The organism is Microcystis ichthyoblabe FBCC-A1114, assembly GCF_050500245.1.
Classification (GTDB): Bacteria; Cyanobacteriota; Cyanobacteriia; order Cyanobacteriales; family Microcystaceae; genus Microcystis; species Microcystis ichthyoblabe_A.
In genome coordinates, this window is the sequence record NZ_CP191408.1 from 158,933 (window position 1) to 181,553 (window position 22,621).

Genomic DNA, 22,621 nt, shown 5'->3' on the forward strand with positions numbered 1-22,621 from the left:
AATCCTATACAGTTGGTATAGGGATAAACTACTTTGAAAAAGAAGCCGATATGCACCTAAGTGAAATTACTCATCCCAACCAGTTACATGGTTTATCACTCCGTCAATTAGAAGATATTGCCCGTCAGATTCGCGAAAAACACCTCCAGACGATCGCCGCTACCGGTGGACATTTGGGACCGGGGTTAGGAGTCGTAGAACTAACGATCGCCCTTTACCAAACCCTCGATCTCGATCGCGATAAAGTCCTTTGGGACGTGGGACACCAAGCTTATCCGCACAAACTCCTCACCGGTCGCTATAACGATTTTCACACCCTGCGCCAAAAAAATGGCGTTGCGGGCTATCTAAAACGTTGCGAGAGCAAATTTGACCATTTTGGGGCTGGACACGCCTCCACGAGCATTTCTGCGGGGTTAGGAATGGCTTTAGCCCGGGATGCCAAGGGGGAAGATTTCAAGGTGGTATCGATCATCGGGGATGGTGCTTTAACCGGGGGTATGGCCCTAGAAGCGATTAACCATGCCGGACATTTACCGAACACCAACATCATGGTTATCCTCAACGATAACGAGATGTCCATTTCCCCCAACGTCGGGGCAATTTCCCGCTATCTCAATAAAGTGCGTCTGAGCGAACCCGTCCAGTTTATCGCCGATAATCTCGAAGAACAATTGAAACACCTACCCTTCTTCGGTGACTCCCTCACCCCCGAAATGGAACGAGTCAAAGAAGGGATGAAACGGTTAGCAGTTCCCAAAGTCGGCGCTGTCATTGAAGAATTGGGCTTTAAATATTTTGGCCCGATTGATGGTCATAATATTCCCGAATTAATCGCCACTTTTAAACAGGCCCATAAGGTCCAAGGACCGGTTTTCGTCCACGTTGCCACCGTTAAAGGCAAAGGCTACGAATGGGCCGAAAAAGATCAAGTGGGTTATCATGCCCAAAATCCCTTTAATTTAGCCACGGGTAAACCGATTCCCTCCAGTAAACCGAAACCTCCGGCTTATTCCAAAGTTTTCGGGCATACTCTCACCAAATTAGCGGAAAATGACCCGCGCATTATCGGTATCACCGCCGCCATGGCTACCGGGACAGGATTAGATAAATTTCAGGCAAAACTGCCGAAACAGTATATCGATGTGGGAATTGCCGAACAACACGCGGTTACTCTCGCCGGTGGTCTTGCTTGCGAAGGAATGCGCCCGGTTGTCACTATTTACTCTACTTTCCTGCAGCGGGCTTTTGATCAGATTATTCACGATATCTGCATTCAAAATCTCCCGGTTTTCTTTTGTATGGACCGGGCCGGTATTGTCGGGGCCGATGGACCGACCCACCAAGGGATGTACGATATCGCCTACCTGCGTTGTATCCCCAATATGACCATTATGGCCCCGAAAGATGAGGCAGAACTGCAAAGAATGGTCGTAACGGGGATTAATCATACCAGCGGACCCATTGCCATGCGTTATCCCCGGGGCAACGGTTTAGGGGTTCCCCTGATGGAAGAGGGTTGGGAAGCTTTACCCATCGGTAAGGGCGAAATTCTCCGCAGTGGCGATGATGTTCTCCTGTTAGGATACGGCACGATGGTCAATACTTCCCTACAGGTGGCCGAAATCCTCAGCGAACACGGCATCGAAGCCACAGTGGTTAATGCTCGTTTTGTCAAGCCCCTTGATACAGAACTTATCTTTCCCCTTGCTCAACGTCTTGGTAAGGTGGTGACTTTAGAAGAAGGTTGTTTGATGGGTGGTTTTGGTTCTGCGGTTTTGGAAGCTTTACAGGATGCTAATATTCTAGTTCCAGTCAAGCGTTTCGGGGTTCCCGATAAATTAGTGGACCACGCAACACCAGAGCAATCCTTCGCTGATTTGGGTTTAACCAGTCCCCAGATTGCCGAACAGGTTTTAGCGGCATTTTTTAGCCAAAAACAAACCGCTAACGTCGGTTAAAATCTCAAGATTAGCTTGTCCAGTTTTCCCGAAAAATTAGGGAAGACTGGTTTTTTTTTGCTCTAGATAGTTAATGAAGACTGCCGGCAATAAATAGTGAGGGGAACGAACCACAGAGACACAAAGGACACAAAGATCGATCACTACTATATAAGTTAAATTTATCACACAAAGAATAGGAGAGTCCAGTAGCTTTAAGAGCATCAGCCATGAGTGGGTCATCAATGACAGTGTTAGTTCTCATAGTATCCCTAGTTGTGTATAGTAGATTAAACCTCTTGCATAATTAATTTGTGAGGGTTCAAAAATGAGAAAAAAGGTTAAATTTTGTCAAGAAATTGCTTAAAGTTTTGTAAAGCCACTTGACTTAAAGACAGAATTGTGTACAATCGTTCATCGGTAATTTTACCCGGAGTGCTGTGTATGGTTTCATCAGTTCATCTTATGGCTTCTGGCTGGGATTTAGCAGTTTTTGTTTTAAAGCTAACCTTTGAGCAAGAGCAGAATAGGAGGATATGTCAACCATGTTAACCACTGATCTAGAGATAAGACTAGCAGCTTTAGAAGCTGAAGTAGCACTGCTTAAGCGTTTGCTACCTACTGTCAGCGAAACTCCCTGGTGGGAAAAAATTGTCGGCACTTTTGCTGAAGATCCGGTTTACGAAGAGGCAATGCAGTTTGGTCAAGAGTACCGTTTTTCTTGGGTAAAGCATTAGAGTTGAAAACCTCAAGAAATCAAGTGGTAGGAGAAGCTGAAATTAGCTTTAAGTGCTTCACGAAAGGAATAAAATCTTTATCTGAAAAAAGGAGCGGAAGATTATTTTCAATACAAAAGGAGGCAATAATAACATCAGCAGTTTTTCTAATAGTTATCCCCTTCTTGCGTAACTGGCGATAATTGTCCGCGCTTTTCAATGCCATTCTCAAACCTAGTAAATCATAAATGGTCAATGAAGTTAGTAAGCGATAGGCTATTTGATAATCCTTATCACTCCTAAAACCTTGGAGAACTTCGGTGAGAATAATATCACCAATAGCTATCGGCTCAACTCCTAGCAATAAATCAAGTTCTGTTGTTTCCGTAGTATTATAACCATTGAAATAATCAATCCAAACACTGGAATCCATAAGAATCATTGATTGTGCCTCATTTCCTCAAGGTTTCCTTCCCATTTAAGCTTACCTTTAAAGGCTTTAATTTTCTCCTGTTGTTTGAGCAGAATCAAAGTCTTAAGACCCAATTCAACAACTTCTTGTTTAGTCTTTAAACCAGTAGCTTTAAGAGCATCAGCCATGAGTTGGTCATCAATGATAATGTTAGTCATCATCCTATCCCTAGTTGCGTATAGTAGATTGTTAATATACACATTATATAGGGTTTGCTGAATAAATGTGAGATGTAAGCAAGGTAGAGATTTTGTGGCTTTTCTCGCTCCCACAGGTGCAAGATTGTGAGAGAATCGTCGTTCAAAATCTTGCGTCTTTATCGGCCCGCGTCCTGTAGGGGCGAAGCATTCGGACAATAACCTATCGGTGAAACTGTAGATTTTCTATCCGAATGCTTCGCCCGTACTTTTTGCCGCATACCCTATTTAGGAGAAAACTGCTCGATTCAATAATTTGAGCCAAAACCCAATATTTTTAAAGACATCGGTGCAGTTTCCCGCAAGTGTCGCTCATTTTTGATAGACAAAAGTTATTGCTGTCACCCCCAACACAACTTTACTGTCCCACCCGCCAAATTTTGATAGTTTTGTCAGCACTCCCACTAGCTAAATAGCGTCCATCGGGACTATATCCCACTGACATAACCCTGCTAGAATGACCGGTAAGGGTACGCAATTCTTTTCCCGTTGCCACCTCCCAAATTTTGATAGTTTTGTCACTACTACCACTAGCTAAATAGCGGCCATCGGGACTATATACTACTGAACTAACCCAGCTAGAATGACCAGTAAGGGTACGCAATTCTTTTCCCGTTGCCACCTCCCAAATTTTGATAGTTTTGTCACGACTCTCACTAGCTAAATAGCGACCATCGGGACTATATACTACTGAATAAACACTACCAGAATGACCGTTAAGAGTACGCAATTGTTTTCCCGTTGCTACCTCCCAAATTTTGATAGTATTGTCATAACTCCCACTAGCTAAATAGCGGCCATCAGGACTATATACTACTGAAGTAACCCCGTCAGAATGACCAGTAAGGGTACGCAATTTTTTTCCCGTTGCCACCTCCCAAATTTTTATATTTTTGTCACAACTCCCACTAGCTAAATAGCGACCATCGGGACTATATACTACTGATTGAACTGAGTAAGAATGACCAGTAAGGGTACGCAATTCTTTTCCCGTTGCTACCTCCCAAATTTTGATAGTTCTGCCATTACTCCCACTAGCTAAATAGCGCCCATCGGGACTATATACCACTGACAAAACCGAGCTAGAATGACCAGTAAGGGTTTTATCTAAGAAGCGAAGACTAGATAAATCCGATATTAATAATTGAGGACTAGCAGGAAACTCTAGATATTTAAAATAACCGTAAGCTTGTGTTATTCCTACTCCTAATAACAAAACTCCGCCAAGAGCTATCATTAGATTTGGTGTTGGAGGCATAGATTGAAGACCGGCGGGAAACTGCTTATATTTCAAATAACCATAAACTTGCGTTATTCCTACTCCTAATAACAAAACTCCACCAAGAGCTATCATTCTATTTCTAAGCTTATTATTTTTAACCGGTTGTACAGGTGTAGGAAGTAACTTTAATTGCCGTTCAATCTCATCCAAACGTTGTAAAATAACCCTAGTATTAGCCGGTCTATTCTTGGGTAATCTTCCCATTAACTCATCAATAAAATCCAACAATGACGGGTGAATATTTTCCGTTTCTTCTCGCCAAGGTAAAACATCATTAATCGGATCATAAATTTCTAAGGGATGTTTTCCGGTTAATAAATGCACAAAAGTTCGTCCTAAAGCATGAAAATCTGATTGAATCACTGCTTGGCCATGTTGTTGTTCATTGGGTGTATATCCGGCTGAGGTAATACCTGTTACCTGTTGACCTTTTACCTTTTGATGATAGGTTTGGGTTTCTTCCCTTGCTGTGCCAAAATCAATTAACACCAACTCGCCACTATTCCGCAGCATAATATTAGGGGGTTTAATATCTCGATGCAGCCAATTCTGTTGATGAATTTTATCGAGAATTAAAGTAATTTCTCTCAGCCATTTTAAGGCTTGTTTTTGACTTAACTTATCATACTGGTTGAGCCACTGTTCTAAATTAATCCCCTCCACTTTTTCCATGACTAAACAGTGTAATATTTTCCCTTCCCTTGTGGAATATTGAAAATAGGCATCTGCGCGAGGAACACCGGTGACATTTTGACGACTTAACTCTAATAAAACGTCATATTCTCGTTTAAATAATTCCACTGCCTTCGGTTCATTATTCCATTTTTCTTGTAAGACCTTGAGGATTTTGGCTGTAAAACCTTCAAAAGCCTCATAAACAACCCCAAAACCGGTCGTATCACTCAATAACCGACTTACCCTATATTTACCATTTAACAACAATTGAGAGCCGCAACTTTGACAGTAACGAGTATTCGAGTTATTATTACTCGGATGGTCTGGTTGAGAACAATCGGGATTGATGCAGTAACAGGGTTTCATCTCGGCTATCAGTTATTTTATCGGGTGAATAATTGCAAGTTTTCCCTTACCTGTCTTTGAAGGCATTGTATCATAAGTAAGTAGTTATGATTAAATTGAAGAGAGATATTGCATTTTTCAAAACGTCGTGCTTTGTAGGTTGATTCATGAATCAACGCTTCCTAGGGTTCTTTCACTCTCTCCAATGTCATTCTCTCCAATCCTTATCTGGCAACGTTTTTAGTCGATTTATCGGAATAAATAGCTGAAAACCCCCCCGTGCATTAGTTTTTCGGAGGGATGCTTACAAACAGCTGCTGATATATCTGTAATAATTTAAGAGTCACTGATAATTGCTGATTGTCGGTATTTCTGCAAATCTGAGATGCAGCCAAATTATCCCCCCAAATTAGAAGGATAAATTATCAAGTTTCTCCCTGATTTTACCCTATTCATTCATATTACGATAGGTAGCCACTGCCGAGGGAGAAATGCGATTGAGATAACGGAAAATCCAATATTTTAAGACTGTATCCAAGATAACGGGAAAAGTGGCGATAAAGAGAAAATTAAACTGGCGATTTTCTGGTAAACCGAAATGACGACTTAACCCTTCTAGGATCACTTCCCAACCGTGGGGAGAGTGGAAACCGACAAATATATCGGTAAAGAGAATAATTAAAAAAGCTTTAGCTGAATCGCTAAGATTGTAGAGAATGCCATCCAGAAAAGACTTGACAATCTCGATTTCTCGACGACTAAAAGCGATAACAAACCCAAAGGCAATCAGGGAACAAATATCGGCGAAAATATTAGCAATCGCGTTTAGACCTCGTTGGCGAAATTCTTCACTTAGTACCGCTGCTTTTTTAGTAATTTCTCCCTCGATTTCTTCGTTAGATAATTTGGGAGCTAAACCAATCATACCTCGAAAATGTAAAGCTTCCTCAAATCTTCTCAATTCCGAAAAAGCCTCTTCTTCTAAATCCTGATTGATAAAAATAAACTGTTCCTGTTGTTGGAAATATTTATTAACCAAGGGGGTAATTAGGAAGGTTTTGGTTAATTGCTGGGTTAATAAAGGAACAATAATTAACAGTAAAATAAACTTGAGGGAAATGGCTGTTTTATAACGAGAATTGCGAAATTTCTTTAAAACTGCCTCCTCCGATTCCTCCGCTTGGGGATCAATTTCCTGTTTAATGCGATTAAAAGTGTTGACAAAAGAACGGGGCAAAACCCCCGGTTTTTCCGTAGCTTTTTGGGATTTATTACTTTTGATTATTTCCTCATCTTCAATACTACCCGCTGCTAAAAAAGAGCGATTTCTAGAAGTCTTATTTTTGGCTGTTTCCTGCTCAAAATTTCTGTTCTGGATACTTTTGGGAACATCTTGCAGATCTTCTTCCCAATAATTATCTTGATATTTTCCGATAACACTATCGATAAACTGAAGTTTTTTCAGACAAACATCTGTGGTGACAGTAATCACCCCATTATTAATTGTCGGTTGATTGGGTCCGAAGGTATTAACGATCGAGCGACTAGCTTTAAACTCCGTCAATCTGACTTTAATTTTTTGCAGATAACCTTTAACTTCTGCGATAAAATAGGAATTAGTGCTGCTGCCATAATTCGAGAACCCATTCGCCACTTTTCGTCCTTGAAAATGCTTGTCTTCTATCTCCTTAATCTTCAAAGCTGCATGATAAGCCTCATCTAAAGAACGTTCAGGAGTTTGTAATAACCATTGATTAACACCTTGCAAAATCCGATTAAGATTCATAGGAAACAATTACTTCCACAAGGGAGAAAAGCTAGAGTACCGATCAGTTATCTTAACAAATACAATCGAGAAAAAACGATGTCAATCATACCAATTTGGATCGAAGGTGGCACGCGATCGGGAAAAACCACCACTTTAGTCGGGGAATTTCGGCGCTGGGTGTCTCGCGATCGCTCAAAATCATCCCCCCTTCCTCGATCGATCTTAGTTTTCGCTGCCAACGATGATAATAAACGGGAATTAGCCGATCGATTAGCCATTGCTGTTAGGGGTAGCTATCCGATTCTCTGTAAAACCCCTTTAGGTTTTCTCACCGATGAAGTCATCCTGTTTTGGCCGTTAATTTTCGAGTTTTTGGGGCTAAAAGCGCAATTTCCCCGCCGATTACGCCCAGAAACGGAGCAGGAACTCGCCACCCGTCTCTGGCAACCAGCAATCGCCGAATTCTTCCAGCTTACTAGCATAAATGAATATCGTTTCGTCCGTCAAGTTCTCGATTTGTTACAATTAGCCGGTGCTAGTGGTGTTCCCGCAGAAAAGATACCCGAAAGATTAGCCGAAGGATTATCAGAAACAGATTTAAAACGAGTTTTAGCGATTAATGAGCAGGAAACACCGGAAAAAGTGGGAGAATTAATCATTCAATGGCGTGATTGGTCTCTAGAACGTGGTTTATTAAGTTATGGTATCATCTACGAACTCTATTGGCGCTATTTATTTCCTGATAGTCGCTATCAACAGCAACTATTAAAACGCTTCCGGGGGGTTTTTGCGGACGATGTGGACGATTATCCGGCTATTGCCAAGGATTTACTCAGTTTTTTCCTCGATCATGATTGTTTTAGCGTTTTTACCTACAATCCCCAGGGAAAAATCCGCTTAGGATTAACTGCCGATCCCGATTATCTACACGAATTAGAGAAACGCTGTCAAATTATGTCATTATCTACCACTGAGGGGTTAGCTGCTCAGTTTAGCGAGACGATTCTCTCCCTAATCAGCGACGGTAACTATCTTGGCAATCTTCCCGATCAATTCATCTCCCTGCAAACCACCTCTCGCGCTGAATTGTTACGGAAGACAGCCACAGCTATTATTCAAGCAGTCAAGCAAGGGGCAGTAAAACCCGAAGAAATCGCCGTTATTGCCCCCGGTTTAGACGAAATCGCCCGTTATAGCCTGATGGAAATTTTAACCGGTGCCGGGATAGCCGTTCAACCCCTCAACGAACAACGACCCCTGATCAGTTGTACTCTGATTCGGGCATTATTGACCCTTCTCGCCCTTGTTTATGAAAATTTGGGGCGTTTAGCCCCCCAAGAGGCTATAGCGGAAATGCTGGTGATTTTTAGCCGTTATCGCTGGGATGAAGAACAAAATTTAATTCCCGATATCGATCCGGTTCGCGCTGGATTAATTGCCGATTATTGTTATCAAGTGGATCTGGAAAATCCCCGTTTATTAGCGATCGAAACTTTTCCCCGTTGGGATCGCTTAGGACAAAAAGCTTGTACTGCCTACGAAAGAATTTGTCACTGGATCGAAGGGATGAAAAAACGGCAGCAGGAAGCCAAACTTTTCCCGATTTTTGTCTTAAATCAAGCGATCGAACAATTATTAAACGATGGGGAAAATTTGCCCTTCGATCACTTGGCAGCTTTGCGAGAATTAATGGAAACTGCCCAACATTTTTGGGAGATCGATCGCCGTTTGCGTGAGAGTGAACCCTCTTTCCAAAGTCCTAGCGAAACTATTAGTCAGTTTATCCAACTTTTGCGCCGTGGTACAATTACTGCTAATCCCTATCCTGTGCGACAATTTATTAAATCTTCCTCAGCAGTTACCCTAGGCAATATCTTTCAATATCGTTCTTTTCGTTCTAGTCATCGTTGGCATTTTTGGCTAGATTGTTCCTCCCCACTCTGGGAACAAGGAGGTGCTGCTACTCTTTTTGCTGCGCCAATTTTTTGGCGAAAAAGTCCCTATCAACCCTGGACAACGGAAGCAGAATTAGAGGAAAATCATGCCCGTTTACAGAGAGTTTTAAGGGATTTGTTAGCAAGGGTAAGCGAAAAAGTTATCCTCTGTCACAGTGATTTAGGAGTATCGGGAACCGATCAAACTGGACAACTTTTATCCTTAGTACAAGCGGCAAAAGAATATGATTAAGCACTAGAAAAAAATTAACTTCTTGGTTAGGAGAGGCAATAGGCAATAGGCAAAGGGGGGGTTAGATATGTGTAATTAATTTTGCTTAGGTACTTAGTAAAAGGATTGGGGGAGATTCAGCTAATCTAAGGATAGGCGGTTAAGATGCGTCTGAGCTTATAACCTAATTTGGTCTTGACGACCGGCCAAGCTCTTGACTATCTAAGTAGGTAGGCGTTAAAAGTTGTCAGATGCCCCCCTTATTAAGGGGGGATTAAAGGGGGGACTAAGGGGGGATCGGCACACCCCTTATCAAGGGGGGCAGGGGGGATCGAACCTAAAATCCATTTTTAATTTAATTATAACCAGCTACTTAAATTAGCCGTTAAGACTGCACCGGAGTGTCAGAGTGGGGAGCAGGGAGAGGAAGTTTGAGCATTTGTACTAAAATTGTTAATACGCAGTTTAAATTCAGTACAGTTTACCCACTCTCTGTGTGCGAGAATAGCCTGTGTGAAAAACCTAGGTAATTGTTATGGTTGCACCTATACAAAATAGGCAGTTTAACGGGTTGTCTAGCCAAGAAGCTAGTGAGCGCTTGAAACAGCACGGCTACAACGAACTCCCCTCAACTCAGCATCGTACTTTTTTAAGGATCGCCCTAGACATTATCCAAGAGCCGATTTTCCTGCTCCTAATTGCCTGTGGTGTCATCTATCTCTTTTTGGGTGATGCACAAGAAGCTCTGATTTTATTGGGGTTTGTCTTTTTTATTATTGGCATCAATCTTTACCAAGAGCAAAAAACGGAACGTTCTCTAGAAGCACTGCGGGACTTATCCAGTCCTCGGGCCTTGGTGATTCGAGATGGGGAACGGCAGCGAATTGCCGGCCGAGAAGTGGTAGAGGGGGATCTGATCGTGGTGGAGGAGGGCGATCGCGTTCCTGCGGATGCGATTTTGTTGTGGTCCACTCACTTGACGATTGATGAATCGCTGTTAACCGGAGAGTCTGTTCCGGTCAGGAAACGCACCATCCAGCTAGAAGAAGACCCAGAGAAACTTTCAGCCACCTTGAGACCGGGTGGAGACGACTTACCCACTGTCTATTCTGGTACTCTGGCGGTGCAAGGGCAGGGCATTGCCCAGGTGCAAGCAACGGGTATACATACTGAAATGGGAAAAATTGGCAAAGCTCTGCAAACGGTTGAACCGGAAGACACGGTCTTACAGAAAGAAACCCGTCGCATTGTCGGTAAATTGACGATGATCGCGCTGGCCATTTGTGCGGCGGTGGTCGTGATTTATGGATTAACCCGGGCCGATTGGTTGCATGGCTTTTTGGCAGGATTAGCCCTGGCGATGGCAATTTTGCCCAATGAAATTCCGGTGGTGCTGGCCATCTTTCTGGCTCTGGGAGCGTGGCGATTCTCGCAAAAACAGGTACTAACCCGTCGCATTCCAGTGGTTGAAACCCTGGGTTCTGTCACCGTTCTTTGTGTCGATAAGACTGGAACCCTGACATTGAACCAAATGGCCGTCAAACAGTTATTGGTTTACAGCGGCCCCGGTGCTTATCTGTACGATGTGACGCTCCACGAGCGCGAACCCTTGCCAGAAGTCCTTCATCCCCTGATCGAGTTTGGTATTCTAGCGAGTCGCAAAGATCCCTTTGACCCGATGGAGAAAGCGTTGCAGCAAATTGGTTGGGATTACCTAGCCAAGACTGAACACCTGCATAGCGATTGGCAACTACTGCGCGAATATCCCCTGTCCACCGATCTCTTGGCCATGTCCTGTGTCTGGGAATCCCTGACGGGGGAGCTTACCGTTGCGGCAAAAGGGGCCCCAGAAGCGATCGCCGATCTCTGCCATTTCAGCCCGATTCAACAACAGGAGCTTGTCGAACAGATCCAGGCAATGGCCGGAGAGGGTTTGCGAGTTCTGGGAGTTGCCCAAGGACGCAAAATGGGAACATTACCCAAAACTCACGCTCTTGAGTCATCCGGGCCTCTAGCCTACTTAGAATCTGACGATCGCTTACCAGTTCAACAACACGACTTTGAGTTTGAATTTGTGGGACTGATCGGACTGGAAGACCCCGTGCGTCCTACTGTGGCACCTGCGATCGCTGAATGCTATGGTGCGGGAATTCGCGTTGTCATGATTACGGGTGATTATCCGGTAACAGCCCAGAACATTGCCCGTCAGATTGGACTCAGGCCTTTAGACAAGGTGATCACCGGTAGGGAACTGGAGCAAATGGGTGAGTCGGAACTGCGCGATCGCATTCAAAGCACCAACATCTTTGCCCGTGTCGTCCCCGAACAAAAACTATTGATTGTCAATGCACTGAAACGCTCCGGGGAAATTGTGGCCATGACCGGTGATGGTGTCAACGATGCCCCGGCCCTCAAGTCTGCTCATATCGGCATTGCCATGGGTGAACGAGGTACGGATGTAGCGCGCGAGTCTGCCGATTTGGTCCTGTTGAAAGATGATTTTTCGTCCATCGTCGAATCGGTCAAACTAGGAAGACGTATCTTTGACAACCTGAAAAAGGGGATGGCCTATACCTTGGCCGTTCACGTTCCGATCGCGGGTATGTCGTTGATTCCAGTCATCTTTGGCTGGCCTTTGGTGCTACTCCCGATCCACATTGCCTTTCTGCACTTAATTATCGATCCGGCCTGCACGGTTGTGTTTGAAGCTGAACCGGCAGAAAGCGATATTATGCGTCGCCCCCCCCGTAATCCCAAAGAACCCTTGTTCAGTCGTCGGACGTTGCGATTAGCCTTGCTTCAAGGAACCAGCGTTTTAGTGGTACTGGTTATTGTATTTGCGATCGCCTATAGCAACGGCAATAGTGAATTTAATGCTCGCGCCTTAGCATTTACGACATTGATTATCTCTAACCTGGCTATGATTCTCACCAATCGTTCCTGGTCCCGAACGATTCCAGAAATGCTCCAAGCTCCTAATCGGGCTTTGTGGTGGGTGATCGGCGGTGGACTGCTGTTTTTGGGATTAGTTCTCTATGTTCCTTTGTTACGACACCTGTTCAGCTTTTCATTTCTACATACTGATGATTTGCTGGTCAGCTTAGTTTCTGGAGTTGTCAGTATTTTCTGGTTTGAAGGACTAAAACTGTGGAACCGTCGGCACTTGAACACCCAAAAATAAAAGGCATCATATAGCGTTTTTCAGTCGGCTGAGGTACAAAAGTTATGGGTTTTAGGCAAAAGGCGAAAGGGAAGAAAAATAGGTGTACCTCACTAGCTTAGGAAACGCTATAGATTCCACGATCGGTTACAAATTGTTGCAGCAGTGCGCTATGTAGTTGCTTGAATGAATTGTGCCTACCTACTCAATAATCGGCATGGTGGGTTCAATCATCAAGTTTAACCCTCTGCTAACCAGCGCACGGCATCCTTAGCGTGGTAGGTTAAGATAATATCGGCACCCGCCCGTTTAAAGCTGGTTAAAGTCTCTAAAGTCACCCGTTTTTCGTCAATCCAGCCATTTAACGCCGCCGCTTTAATCATTGAATATTCCCCCGACACATTGTAGGCAGCCACGGGTAAATTAGTCATTTCCTTGATTCTCCAGATAATATCCATGTAAGATAGGGCAGGTTTTACCATTAACATATCTGCTCCCTCTAATAGGTCTAATTCCACCTCTTTTAAGGCTTCCCTGGCATTACCCGGATCCATTTGGTAGGTTCTGCGATCGCCGAATTGGGGGGTAGAATCCGCCGCATCCCGAAACGGCCCATAATAGGCAGAGGCATATTTAGCCGTATAGGAAAGAATCGGTGTATCACTATAACCCGCCTCATCCAATCCTTGACGAATTGCCTGCACAAAACCATCCATCATTCCCGACGGTGCAATGATATCCACTCCCGCTTTTACCTGAGAAACGGCGGTTTTTTGCAATAATTCCAGAGTGGGATCATTTAACACCCTGCCGGTTAAATCTCCTGTTTGCAGATAACCACAATGACCATGGTTGGTATATTCACACAAACAAGTATCGGCGACAATGAGTAGATCGGGAACTGCCTCTTTAATTGCTGTGGCCGCTTTCTGCACAATACCATGATCGTGCCATGCTCCCGTCGCCTCTGTGTCTTTACTTTCTGGCAGCCCGAATAAAATAATCGCTGGAATTCCTAAATCCCGCACTTCCTTGGCTTCATCAACAATTTTATCGATTGATAATTGGTACACTCCCGGCATCGATTTGACTTCCCGGGCAATACCTTCCCCCGTCGTAGCGAAAAGGGGATAGATAAAGTCATTGGCTGTCAAGACGGTTTCACTCACCAGACGGCGCATTTGAGGGGTTTGACGCAGACGACGGGGGCGATGAATAGGAAACATAGTTTTTTGTGATTAAATCGGGAATCTTGTCTCGATTCTTTAGTTTAAATCTTTGCTGAGGATGAACACAAATCGATTCAGCCGGCAGCTGGCTGCCGGCAGCTATCCGCAATATTTAGTTATTTTGAGCTTAATCAAACTATTTAGATTATTTTTGACCTAATGAGGCTTTATCGTCGTTTTGAGGGCGAAAAACCAGCAATTTGACTAAAATTTAATCTTTATAGCGATCACTTTTGCTGTTGCCACCACCTCATCTCTTTACAAAACTTTACCTCATCAGTTATCAGTTACCAGTTATCAGTTACCAGTTATCAGATGTGAGTTTTCAGTTCACTGATGGCTCTCTTGGATATTGGCTGAAAAATGTTCATGGTGTTACATTAGCGGCGCAAGCGTTCACTGATTACTGATTACTGTTCACTGTTCACTGACTCCCAAAACCCATCTCCATTTGGGAGAAGGATCGTTTATTCTAGGAAGTAAGAGCGATCGATTCAGGATTTTTGTTATGGCCAACTTAGGTGATTTAGTCAAAAAAGCAGTTTATTTGGGCGTAGGCATTGCTACTTATGCCGCCGAAAAAGCTGAAGTAAATTTACAAGAATTAAGAAATCAAGCCCAAAAATTAGCCGATGAAATGATTTCTCGCGGCGAAATAAACGCAGAAGAAGCGAGGAAATACGTCGATGAGTTGGTGAAACAGGCACAACAGCAACCGGTGACAGCTAACGAATCTAATATTCCCCATGAACCCCGACGGATAGAAATTATTGAAGATGAGGAGGACACCAAAGCAGCTGATCCCAAAGTAGATGAATTGCGGCAAAAGGTGGAACGTCTTCAGGAGGAATTACGGAAACTGCAACAGGATTAAAACCTAGATTTTAGGGATAAATAACTAATTATTACCAGACAAGGGATGCAAGTATAAACATGGACGATTGGCAGAAGGATTTTTGGGAAGTGATCGAAACTGTGGCACTGGGAATTGAAAATTTTTTCCAAGAAGTGACCCAAGCTATTGAAGAAATCAATGAGGAAATTATCATCGATCTGGAACAGTTTATTCAAGAGGTTTTACCCCAGGAATTAGAAGAATTTTTTAACCTCGATGAATCCCTATTTTCGGAATTAGACGAACCCTCGGATTTTACCCTCACTCCTAAGGTTAACCCCGATCCTAATACCCATGCTGCTTGTATCGGTTGCCGTAATTATCACGGTTATATCTACGGAGGCAATCTTCTCGTCTGCGGTTTCCATCCCTACGGTTGGGATAGTGATAGTTGTCCCGATTGGCAAGCAGAGGATTAATTATTTTTCGATAAAATCAGGTAGGGTTATTATCCCTACCCATAACTTTTATCTCAAAGCAGTTAGGGACTTGCGCTTTGATAATTTACCATCTGGCTGGTCTGGTTCTTCTACAGAGCGATTTTCTAGCTGGGATATTATTCCTACGCAAGTCCCTTATCGTTGTTGTGGTCAAAAAAAGGTATCCTTTGTCCCCAATCAGTAATCCTTGAATCGAGCCAATGACATCCCAGAGAGCTTCTCGTTCCGAGCCATTCGCGGGAGTCAGTCCCGATGAAAAAATTTTCACCACCAGAGATGAAAGAGGTTTCCTTCCCTACACCCGTTCAGACCTCGGCGTGAGCTTTTGTCGAACGCAAAAGCTCACGGCCGAAGCCCACACCCCACACCCTATACCCTCTTTCAAGTAAAGATGAAGTCACTAGCAGTTAACGTGCCCGCAAATCCTACAAGGGTAATCTGACCGAAGCCTGGAGTAGAAGGACTCGTAATGATGTCGTTACCAGCACCAGGGCCGACAGTAATCGTCAAAGCCCCGATGCCGCCGAGACCAAAGGCAGACAAGTCAATCTTGTCAGCACCACCCCCACTGAAGTCAGTGATGACATCGTTACCGAAACCACTTGCGAAGCGGAACGTGTCATTGCCGATCCCCCCAGTTAGGGAGTCATTGCCGAGGCCGCCAACCAGAGTGTCATTGTCGGCACCACCGTTCAGGATATCATTCTGTGTACCACCGTTCAGGGTGTCATTGCCGGCATCGCCATTATAGGTGCGAGCCGAGGCGTTGGTGGCAGTAATGGTGTCGTTCCCGCCTTGTCCGAAGACGCTGCCAGAGAGCAAGGTTGTGGCGCTGAAGTCGAGGATGTTGTCGCTGGCGTTGCCATCGATGTTTCGGTTGGAACCACCCGCATCCAGGTTGACCCGCTCGATGCCGTTGGTGGCCAAGAATTGATTCAGCACCAGATTGCCTTGGCCGCCATCTGTGGTTCGCTGCAAGGTGTCGATACCTGACCCGCCTTGCAGGGTGTCAAACTCAGCCTCGTTCAGGTTGGCGAGGAAGGTATCGTCGCCAATGCCGCCAATCAGACTGTCAACACCCGCACCCCCCTTGATGGTGTCGTTCCCGCCGCCACCGGAGATGGAGTCATTGTCGGCACCACCATTCAGGGTGTCATTCTGTGTACCACCGTTCAGGGTGTCATTGCCGGCATCGCCATTATAGGTGCGAGCCGAGGCGTTGGTGGCAGTAATGCTGTCGTCTCCGCCTAAACCACTGACGCCGTTAGAGAGAAAGGTGGTGGCACTGAAATCAAGCACATTGCCATTCGCGTTGCCATCAATCCCGCGATTTGAGCCGCCCGCATCCAGGTTGACCCGCTCGATGCCGTTGGTGGCCAAGAATTGGTTCAGCACCAGATTGCCCTGGCCGCCGGTGGTGGTGCGTTGTAAAGTGTCTGTCCCCGACCCGCCTTGCAGGTTGTCAAACTCAGCCTCGCTCAGGTTGGCGAAGAAGGTATCGTCTCCCGCACCGCCAAATAGGCAGTCTTCATCCACACCTCCGGTAATGGAGTCGTTTCCGGCAAGGCCAAACACCAAGTCTTGTCCATCACCAGCCTGAATCGTGTTGTTCGCTGCGGTGCCCACAATGAGGCTACTTTTCCCGGCTACATCCGTATAACTAGCCGTGGTCATCACCACCACATTGTTGATCGGGATCAAGCAATCGGTGATGTTGTAAACCTGGCCATCATCTAGCACGTTGGCTGTGGCCGACTCGAAGTTTTGAGCCTTGAACTGGAGGCTCGCGATATTGATGGTGCCTCCACTGGGCGCGAGGGTCTTACCCGTGGGAGCAGCAACGTAAGTGTTGAGCGACCCGATATCGCCGACACTGAAAGCCCCAAGCTGCAGGGGAGTCAACACCAGATTGATGGTGTCAGTACCGTTGCCGCCGTCATAGACGGTGACTTGGCCGCTGTGGCTCGCCGCCGTCCAAACCGTGTCGGCACCGTCAGCCATGCTGACGCCGGTGACGTTCAGCACCTGGCCGATCAGGCTGAGGTTGACCACCTCGTTGGTGGCGTTGCTGCCGTTGATGGCCTGATTGTTGCCGTCCAGGGTCTCGATGCTGGAATAGGTGGCGGTGGTGCCGCTGCCCGACGGGCCGAATGAAGATATGCTCAGCGCACCAGCACCCGTGTTCCTGATCGTGTCGTTGCCGGTGCCGCCGATGATGGTGTCGCCGCCCACCTGTAAGCCAGCGATGTTGAAGGTGTCGTCGCCGTCGCCCCCGTCCATGCTATCGGCACCGTCGCCGCCGGTGATGGTGTCATTGCCCGCGCCGGCATTGATGCTGTCGTTGCCGCTACCAGTGCTGATCGTATCGGCGAAGCTGCTGCCGACGACGATCTGGGTGCCGCCGCCGCCGTTGATGGTCACCCCGGCATCCGCGGTGGAGACGTTGACGTAGTCGGTGCCGCCGGTGGCATTAAAGGTGTTGATCGCGCCCACCCCGGTGGCGCTGCTGAACCCGGAGAGGTCGAAGATGTCGCTGCCGTTGTTGGTGCCGTTGATGGCAAAATTGTTGCCTTTGAAGGTCTCGATGCCCTGATAGGTCGCGCCGGCTGAGGTCGGCAGAGACCCGTTGATGAGGGAGTAGTTCGTCCCCGCGACGCCGAAGGAAAGGGAAGTGGACAGGGCGCCGGTGACGTTGATGGTGTCGCTGCCACTGGTGCCCGTGTCGTTGAAGGTGTCGCCGCCCAGCTGTAAGCCAGCGATGTTGTAGGTGTCGCTGCCATCGCCCCCATCCATGCTATCGGCACCGTCGCCGCCTATGAGAGTGTCATCGCCCGCGCCGGCACTGATGATGTCGTTGCCGCTACCGGTGCTGATCGTCTCGGCGAAGCCGCTGCCGGTAACGTTCTGGGTGCCGCCGCCGCCGTTGATGTTGATGCTGGTGAAGCTGACACCGGAGTTTGTGGTCAAGCCGGACAGATTGACGACGTCGGTGCCGCCGGTGGCGTCCAAGGTGTTGATCACCAGATCGGTGTCGGTGAATGGAGGTGACCCCCCAGGGGAGATGGTGAATCCCGACCCGGTGACCTTATAGCCGCCTGTGTCGTCGAGGACGTTGATCGTATTGCCGCTGTTGTTGCCATTGATGGTTCGCGTAGGCATAATCTTTTCTCCAAATTTGTTGTTTGCGTTGACGCGCCGGTGCCAGTCCTGAAAGCCAAATGGGGCCATCCAAAAAATGGTCTAAGCCCCCGATTGGGGTCAGACTCGACTGACCGATTGTGGACACTCAAAGTGAATTAGTTTGACCTTACAGTATCTGGTTTTTCGTTACTTGGTATGGTTCGATAGGGGGGTATAAATCGACTAAATTCTTATCTGGCAAGAGATTTAATTGATTAGTTCGCTCCAGATCGCAAACAATTGACAAAAATTGCGGTAATGTCTTTTTCTATAAGGGTTTCATCCTTTATAACCCCCGTCCATTGCATAACACAAACCGAAGAGCCCAGTATCTAAGCACAACTAATTACACATCTAAGCCACTACTCCGTCAGACTTCTGCTGTGATCAGTAAACAGTGAACTGAAAACTCAAATCCGATCCCTAATAGCTGTCTCCCGTCTCCCGTCTCCTGTCTCCTGTCTCGACTAGAAAATTAATTTTGCACGACTACTTAGGGACTTGCGTGGGAATAATATCTCAGCCAGAAAATCGCCCTGTAGAAGAATCAGAGCAGCCCTATGGCACATTATCAAAGCGCAAGTCCCTTATCTGTCATTTCTAGTTAAGAATTACCCTTGGAAGCATGGTAAGGTTCAGAATCAAAAGGCTGCATCCCCACATCGGGATATTCATCATTGTTGGGACTAAAAATGCGAGCGAAAGCCTCTGTTAGGTACTGGACAAAATTGTGTAATGTATCCTTGATATTCATTGCTTTTCTCTCCGACTCTCGACAACAATCTCTTTTTCGGATCAGGTTGATTCACCCCTCCATCGCCATTATCTGGCCAGAATCTCATCAATTGTTGACTTTTGAGATAATTCTTGAATAATCTTCATAAGACTTTATATTTTTTCTTGTTTATCTAAATCTTTATAATAATTCTTGTATTTTTGTAAAGGAAAAATTATTCAATCAAATCGCTGAACAAATATTTAATTGTTGTCCAGAAAGGACTGTATCCTTGTTGATCATCATTTTGATTGTTTATTTAGAAATGTGACAGAAAAAAATAAGGTTTTGGTCGTAGATGCAGCGAGTCAAGGTTAGCTTTATTGTTATTGAGCCGGAATTTGAAATTGCTAACTTAATTGACCCAGTGGTGCAGAAAACTCCTGAAAGACTTGCTGGACAAGGAGTCCGAGTTAGATAGGGAGTTAAGAGGAGCAAGTTTATGAGATGCTTAAGTTCCCCAAAGTCATCCCTAGGTTAGCCCCTCTCCTTTAACTTCAACTACTTGAACAACTAAGTCAATGGATTAAGGGATAATCTCGATCGCAGTAGCTTTGCTCTAGCCCACTGGACTTAGGTAGTACAAAAGCACTACTGCAGACGTTTTAAGCGTTCTTGGAGAATTTGGGCTTGTTTTTCGGACTCTGCTAAAGCTTGCTTCGTTTTTTGGATTAAAGCTTCTGGAGCTTTTTCGACAAAGCTAGGTTTATTCAGGCGATCGCTCAAACTCTTAATTTCCCCTTCTACTTTAGCTAAATTTTTCGCTAATTTCCCAGCCAATACAGATATATCAACCAATCCGGACAGGGGGATGAGGATTTCTACCGTAGCGACAACACCAGCGATCGCTTGATTGACTTCCTCGGTTAATTTGGTCGTCAAAATTAAGTTTTCGATCTTGGCCAAGTCCTTTAAGTACACTTGTCCGCGTTGCAAAATAGCTAATTCTTGGCTGTTTTCTGTCTGTAAAATTGCCGTAATCGTTGCCCCCGGTTTAATCCCCGCTTCGGCCCGCAAATTACGCAACACCCGAATACTTTCTATTAATAACTCAAAAGTATTTTCTAAGTCTAGATCGATCAGAGAACTATCGGCTATTGGATAGGTTTCTAAAGCCAAAACTTGCTGATTTTCTTGGGTTAAATGATGCCAAATTTCCTCGGTAATATGGGGCATAAAGGGATGTAATAATTTTAATGTTCCTGCCAAGATAAAAGCCAAAGTTTGCCGGGCTGTAGCACAGGAAACCGATTCTTTATCCTTCCATAAACGAGTTTTCACTAACTCGATATACCAATCACAGAAATCGCGCCAGATAAATTCGTATAGACCTTTTGCCGCTTCCCCCATGCCATAATTTTCTAGATAATCTCTAGTTTTTTGTACTGTTTGATGATAACGAGATAAAATCCAGCGATCGGCTAATTCTAAATTTTCTAAAACTGGTTCACCCAATTCTTCTGGGGTTTTTCCCTCCAGATTCATCATCACAAAACGGGAAGCATTCCAAATTTTATTGGCAAAATTTCGGGCAGCTTCTACGGATTCCGATTCATCGGTTTTACGGTTATATTGCAGACTGATATCCTGTCCTGCTCCTGCAACTTCTCGAATTAAGGTATATCGTAAAGCATCGGTTCCATATTTATCAATTAAAATTAGGGGATCGATGCCGTTATTGGCAGATTTAGACATCTTTTTGCCGTTTTCATCCCTAACTAAACCGTGAATATAGACATCTTTAAAAGGCATTTGTCGCGTAAAATAGCCCGCCATCATCGTCATTCTAGCCACCCAGAAAAAGATAATATCAAAACCGGTGACGAGGGTTGTGGTGGGATAATAAGTGTCTAGATCAAGGGTTTTTTCTGGCCATCCCATAGTTGAAAATGGCCACAATCCCGAGGAAAACCAAGTATCTAAAACATCGGGGTCTTGTTGAATAATTATATCCTCTCCATACTCTTGTTTGGCCTTGGCTAAAGCGGAGGTTTCATCCCAGGCAACAACGAAGGGAGTATGGTTAGTAATTTCGTTATTGGTTTCACTGATAATATACCAAGCGGGAATTTGATGACCCCACCATAGTTGTCGAGAAATACACCAATCTTTGAGTTTAACTAACCAATCGCGATAAACTTTTGTCCATCTTTCTGGCACAAAACGGGGCGAGTTTTCCTGATCTAAACAGGTTAAAGCTTTTGTGGCTAAAGGTTCAATTTTAACGAACCATTGGGTAGATAAAAGGGGTTCCACGGGAACTTTACCTCGATCGCTATAGGGGACGCTATGGCGATAGGCTTCAATCTTAACTAAAAAACCGTCTTCATCGAGTTTTTTAACGACATTTTTGCGGGCAACAAAACGATCTTGACCTGCGAATATTCCGGCATTTTCGTTTAAACTGCCGTCTAAATTCATGATATTAATAAAGGCTAAATTATGGCGTTTACCCATCTCAAAATCCTTGGGATCGTGGGCCGGCGTAACTTTGACGCAACCAGTACCGAATTGGGGATCCACTAATTCATCGGCAATAATCGGGATTTCTCGCCCCATTATCGGTAAAGTGACGGTTTTGCCGATTAAATGACGATAACGGGGGTCTTGCGGGTTGACAGCGACACCAGTATCACCGAGCATGGTTTCGGGCCTTGTGGTGGCTACTTGAAGATAACCACTACCATCGCTGAGAGGATAGCGAAAATACCAGAGATTTCCCTCAATATCCTTGTTTTCCACCTCTAAATCGGAAACGGCCGACCGGGATTCCGGACACCAGTTAACTAAGTATTGACCGCGATAGATTAATCCGTCCTCATAGAGTTTGATAAAAGCAGTACGGACAGCATGGGAAAGTCCCTCATCCATGGTGAAACGTTCCCGCGTCCAATCGACGGATACCCCCAAGCGTCGCAGTTGATTAACAATGGTACTACCGGACTCCTCTTTCCATTGCCAAGCGCGTTCGAGGAATTTTTCCCTTCCTAGTTGGTAACGATCGGTTTTTTCGGCTTTTAATTGGCGATCGAGTATAGCTTGTACTGCAATACTAGCGTGATCTGTTCCGGGCAGCCAGAGGGTATTTTTGCCGGTCATGCGTTTGTAGCGAACAAGTGTATCAATCAAGGCACTCTCGAAAGCGTGACCCATGTGGAGACTACCGGTAACATTGGGAGGAGGGATAACTATACAGTAGGTTTCGCCGCCTTTTTCGGGGTTTGCTGTAAATATCTCTTGATTTTCCCAATATTGCTGCCATTTCGTTTCTGTGATCTTGGGATCGTATTGCTTCGATAGTTCCGAGGTCATGATGGGGGGATTCTACAATTCTTAGTTCTTTGTCAATTGTCCCACATTTGGGAGAGATCAAATTCCTGT

General features: G+C 45.3%; 16 protein-coding genes and 2 pseudogenes. 7 read left to right on the forward strand and 11 right to left on the reverse strand.

From position 1 onward, the window contains the following. The first annotated feature begins 50 nt into the window (after positions 1–50). Entirely contained in the window at positions 51–1,961 is a 1,911-nt protein-coding gene (dxs, locus tag ACQY1Y_RS00755) for a 1-deoxy-D-xylulose-5-phosphate synthase (protein ID WP_430013775.1), read from the forward strand. A 70-nt stretch (positions 1,962–2,031) separates the two neighbouring features. Here the strand turns inward: dxs and ACQY1Y_RS00760 are convergent, their stop codons facing one another. Beyond that, positions 2,032–2,205 (reverse strand): type II toxin-antitoxin system VapB family antitoxin, encoded by a 174-nt coding sequence (locus tag ACQY1Y_RS00760; RefSeq protein WP_430013776.1) that lies wholly within the window; start codon positions 2,203–2,205, stop codon positions 2,032–2,034. A gap of 280 nt (positions 2,206–2,485) precedes the next feature. Here ACQY1Y_RS00760 and ACQY1Y_RS00765 point away from each other — a divergent pair, with 280 nt between their 5' ends. After that, positions 2,486–2,677, forward strand: coding sequence for a hypothetical protein (locus ACQY1Y_RS00765; protein ID WP_130756739.1), 192 nt, complete (start codon positions 2,486–2,488; stop codon positions 2,675–2,677). A 19-nt stretch (positions 2,678–2,696) separates the two neighbouring features. On the opposite strand, the gene vapC is transcribed toward ACQY1Y_RS00765, so the two are convergent. The 4 genes from vapC to ACQY1Y_RS00785 form a co-directional block, all read right to left on the reverse strand. Then, a complete protein-coding gene (gene vapC, locus ACQY1Y_RS00770; RefSeq protein WP_430013777.1) occupies positions 2,697–3,089 on the reverse strand; it encodes a type II toxin-antitoxin system VapC family toxin in 393 nt (130 codons plus the stop codon). A gap of 5 nt (positions 3,090–3,094) precedes the next feature. Then, positions 3,095–3,289: a type II toxin-antitoxin system VapB family antitoxin gene (locus tag ACQY1Y_RS00775; protein ID WP_430013778.1), complete on the reverse strand. Its 195-nt coding sequence runs from the start codon at positions 3,287–3,289 to the stop codon at positions 3,095–3,097. A gap of 394 nt (positions 3,290–3,683) precedes the next feature. Next, a complete protein-coding gene (locus ACQY1Y_RS00780; protein WP_430013779.1) occupies positions 3,684–5,648 on the reverse strand; it encodes a protein kinase domain-containing protein in 1,965 nt (654 codons plus the stop codon). A gap of 427 nt (positions 5,649–6,075) precedes the next feature. Then, a complete protein-coding gene (locus tag ACQY1Y_RS00785) occupies positions 6,076–7,413 on the reverse strand; it encodes a proton extrusion protein PcxA (RefSeq protein WP_430013780.1) in 1,338 nt (445 codons plus the stop codon). A gap of 78 nt (positions 7,414–7,491) precedes the next feature. Here ACQY1Y_RS00785 and ACQY1Y_RS00790 point away from each other — a divergent pair, with 78 nt between their 5' ends. Together ACQY1Y_RS00790 and ACQY1Y_RS00795 are read left to right on the forward strand one after the other, a co-directional pair. Then, entirely contained in the window at positions 7,492–9,582 is a 2,091-nt protein-coding gene (locus tag ACQY1Y_RS00790; RefSeq protein ID WP_430013781.1) for a recombinase family protein, read from the forward strand. A gap of 514 nt (positions 9,583–10,096) precedes the next feature. Beyond that, positions 10,097–12,742, forward strand: a complete 2,646-nt coding sequence (locus ACQY1Y_RS00795; RefSeq protein WP_430013782.1) for a cation-translocating P-type ATPase — start codon at positions 10,097–10,099, stop codon at positions 12,740–12,742. A gap of 218 nt (positions 12,743–12,960) precedes the next feature. Here the strand turns inward: ACQY1Y_RS00795 and hemB are convergent, their stop codons facing one another. After that, on the reverse strand, positions 12,961–13,947 hold the full coding sequence (gene hemB, locus ACQY1Y_RS00800) for a porphobilinogen synthase (protein WP_002752178.1): 987 nt from the start codon (positions 13,945–13,947) through the stop codon (positions 12,961–12,963). 511 nt (positions 13,948–14,458) lie between these two features. Here hemB and ACQY1Y_RS00805 point away from each other — a divergent pair. Together ACQY1Y_RS00805 and ACQY1Y_RS00810 are read left to right on the forward strand one after the other, a co-directional pair. Continuing rightward, positions 14,459–14,824: a phasin family protein gene (locus ACQY1Y_RS00805; RefSeq protein WP_002777874.1), complete on the forward strand. Its 366-nt coding sequence runs from the start codon at positions 14,459–14,461 to the stop codon at positions 14,822–14,824. A 59-nt stretch (positions 14,825–14,883) separates the two neighbouring features. Then, positions 14,884–15,264 (forward strand): hypothetical protein, encoded by a 381-nt coding sequence (locus ACQY1Y_RS00810; protein ID WP_002752180.1) that lies wholly within the window; start codon positions 14,884–14,886, stop codon positions 15,262–15,264. Between the two features lie 178 nt (positions 15,265–15,442). Here ACQY1Y_RS00810 and ACQY1Y_RS00815 read toward each other — a convergent pair. From ACQY1Y_RS00815 to ACQY1Y_RS00830, 4 genes and pseudogenes are all read right to left on the reverse strand, one after another. After that, positions 15,443–15,532 (reverse strand): annotated as a pseudogene (locus ACQY1Y_RS00815) (IS982 family transposase); the annotation flags it as partial. Between the two features lie 134 nt (positions 15,533–15,666). Then, positions 15,667–18,444 carry a beta strand repeat-containing protein gene (locus ACQY1Y_RS00820; protein ID WP_430013783.1) on the reverse strand — a complete coding sequence of 926 codons (2,778 nt, stop codon included), beginning with the start codon at positions 18,442–18,444 and terminating at the stop codon, positions 15,667–15,669. A 148-nt stretch (positions 18,445–18,592) separates the two neighbouring features. Then, positions 18,593–18,773 (reverse strand): annotated as a pseudogene (locus tag ACQY1Y_RS00825) (hypothetical protein). A gap of 296 nt (positions 18,774–19,069) precedes the next feature. Further along, positions 19,070–19,219, reverse strand: a complete 150-nt coding sequence (locus tag ACQY1Y_RS00830; RefSeq protein ID WP_002735434.1) for a hypothetical protein — start codon at positions 19,217–19,219, stop codon at positions 19,070–19,072. 319 nt (positions 19,220–19,538) lie between these two features. On the opposite strand from ACQY1Y_RS00830, the gene ACQY1Y_RS00835 reads away from it, so the two are divergent. Continuing rightward, entirely contained in the window at positions 19,539–19,661 is a 123-nt protein-coding gene (locus ACQY1Y_RS00835) for a hypothetical protein (protein ID WP_002738230.1), read from the forward strand. A 170-nt stretch (positions 19,662–19,831) separates the two neighbouring features. Here the strand turns inward: ACQY1Y_RS00835 and ACQY1Y_RS00840 are convergent, their stop codons facing one another. Beyond that, a complete protein-coding gene (locus ACQY1Y_RS00840) occupies positions 19,832–22,552 on the reverse strand; it encodes a valine--tRNA ligase (RefSeq protein WP_002752188.1) in 2,721 nt (906 codons plus the stop codon). Positions 22,553–22,621: the final 69 nt, after the last annotated feature.

Excerpts from the sequence above, each read along its gene's own strand:
- dxs (WP_430013775.1), top strand. The coding sequence starts at position 51 with ATGCACCTAAGTGAAATTACTCATCCCAACCAGTTACATGGTTTATCA.
- ACQY1Y_RS00760 (WP_430013776.1), bottom strand. The coding sequence starts at position 2,205 with ATGAGAACTAACACTGTCATTGATGACCCACTCATGGCTGATGCTCTT.
- ACQY1Y_RS00765 (WP_130756739.1), top strand. The coding sequence starts at position 2,486 with ATGTTAACCACTGATCTAGAGATAAGACTAGCAGCTTTAGAAGCTGAA.
- vapC (WP_430013777.1), bottom strand. The coding sequence starts at position 3,089 with ATGGATTCCAGTGTTTGGATTGATTATTTCAATGGTTATAATACTACG.
- ACQY1Y_RS00775 (WP_430013778.1), bottom strand. The coding sequence starts at position 3,289 with ATGATGACTAACATTATCATTGATGACCAACTCATGGCTGATGCTCTT.
- ACQY1Y_RS00780 (WP_430013779.1), bottom strand. The coding sequence starts at position 5,648 with ATGAAACCCTGTTACTGCATCAATCCCGATTGTTCTCAACCAGACCAT.
- ACQY1Y_RS00785 (WP_430013780.1), bottom strand. The coding sequence starts at position 7,413 with ATGAATCTTAATCGGATTTTGCAAGGTGTTAATCAATGGTTATTACAA.
- ACQY1Y_RS00790 (WP_430013781.1), top strand. The coding sequence starts at position 7,492 with ATGTCAATCATACCAATTTGGATCGAAGGTGGCACGCGATCGGGAAAA.
- ACQY1Y_RS00795 (WP_430013782.1), top strand. The coding sequence starts at position 10,097 with ATGGTTGCACCTATACAAAATAGGCAGTTTAACGGGTTGTCTAGCCAA.
- hemB (WP_002752178.1), bottom strand. The coding sequence starts at position 13,947 with ATGTTTCCTATTCATCGCCCCCGTCGTCTGCGTCAAACCCCTCAAATG.
- ACQY1Y_RS00805 (WP_002777874.1), top strand. The coding sequence starts at position 14,459 with ATGGCCAACTTAGGTGATTTAGTCAAAAAAGCAGTTTATTTGGGCGTA.
- ACQY1Y_RS00810 (WP_002752180.1), top strand. The coding sequence starts at position 14,884 with ATGGACGATTGGCAGAAGGATTTTTGGGAAGTGATCGAAACTGTGGCA.
- ACQY1Y_RS00820 (WP_430013783.1), bottom strand. The coding sequence starts at position 18,444 with ATGCCTACGCGAACCATCAATGGCAACAACAGCGGCAATACGATCAAC.
- ACQY1Y_RS00830 (WP_002735434.1), bottom strand. The coding sequence starts at position 19,219 with ATGAATATCAAGGATACATTACACAATTTTGTCCAGTACCTAACAGAG.
- ACQY1Y_RS00835 (WP_002738230.1), top strand. The coding sequence starts at position 19,539 with ATGCAGCGAGTCAAGGTTAGCTTTATTGTTATTGAGCCGGAATTTGAA.
- ACQY1Y_RS00840 (WP_002752188.1), bottom strand. The coding sequence starts at position 22,552 with ATGACCTCGGAACTATCGAAGCAATACGATCCCAAGATCACAGAAACG.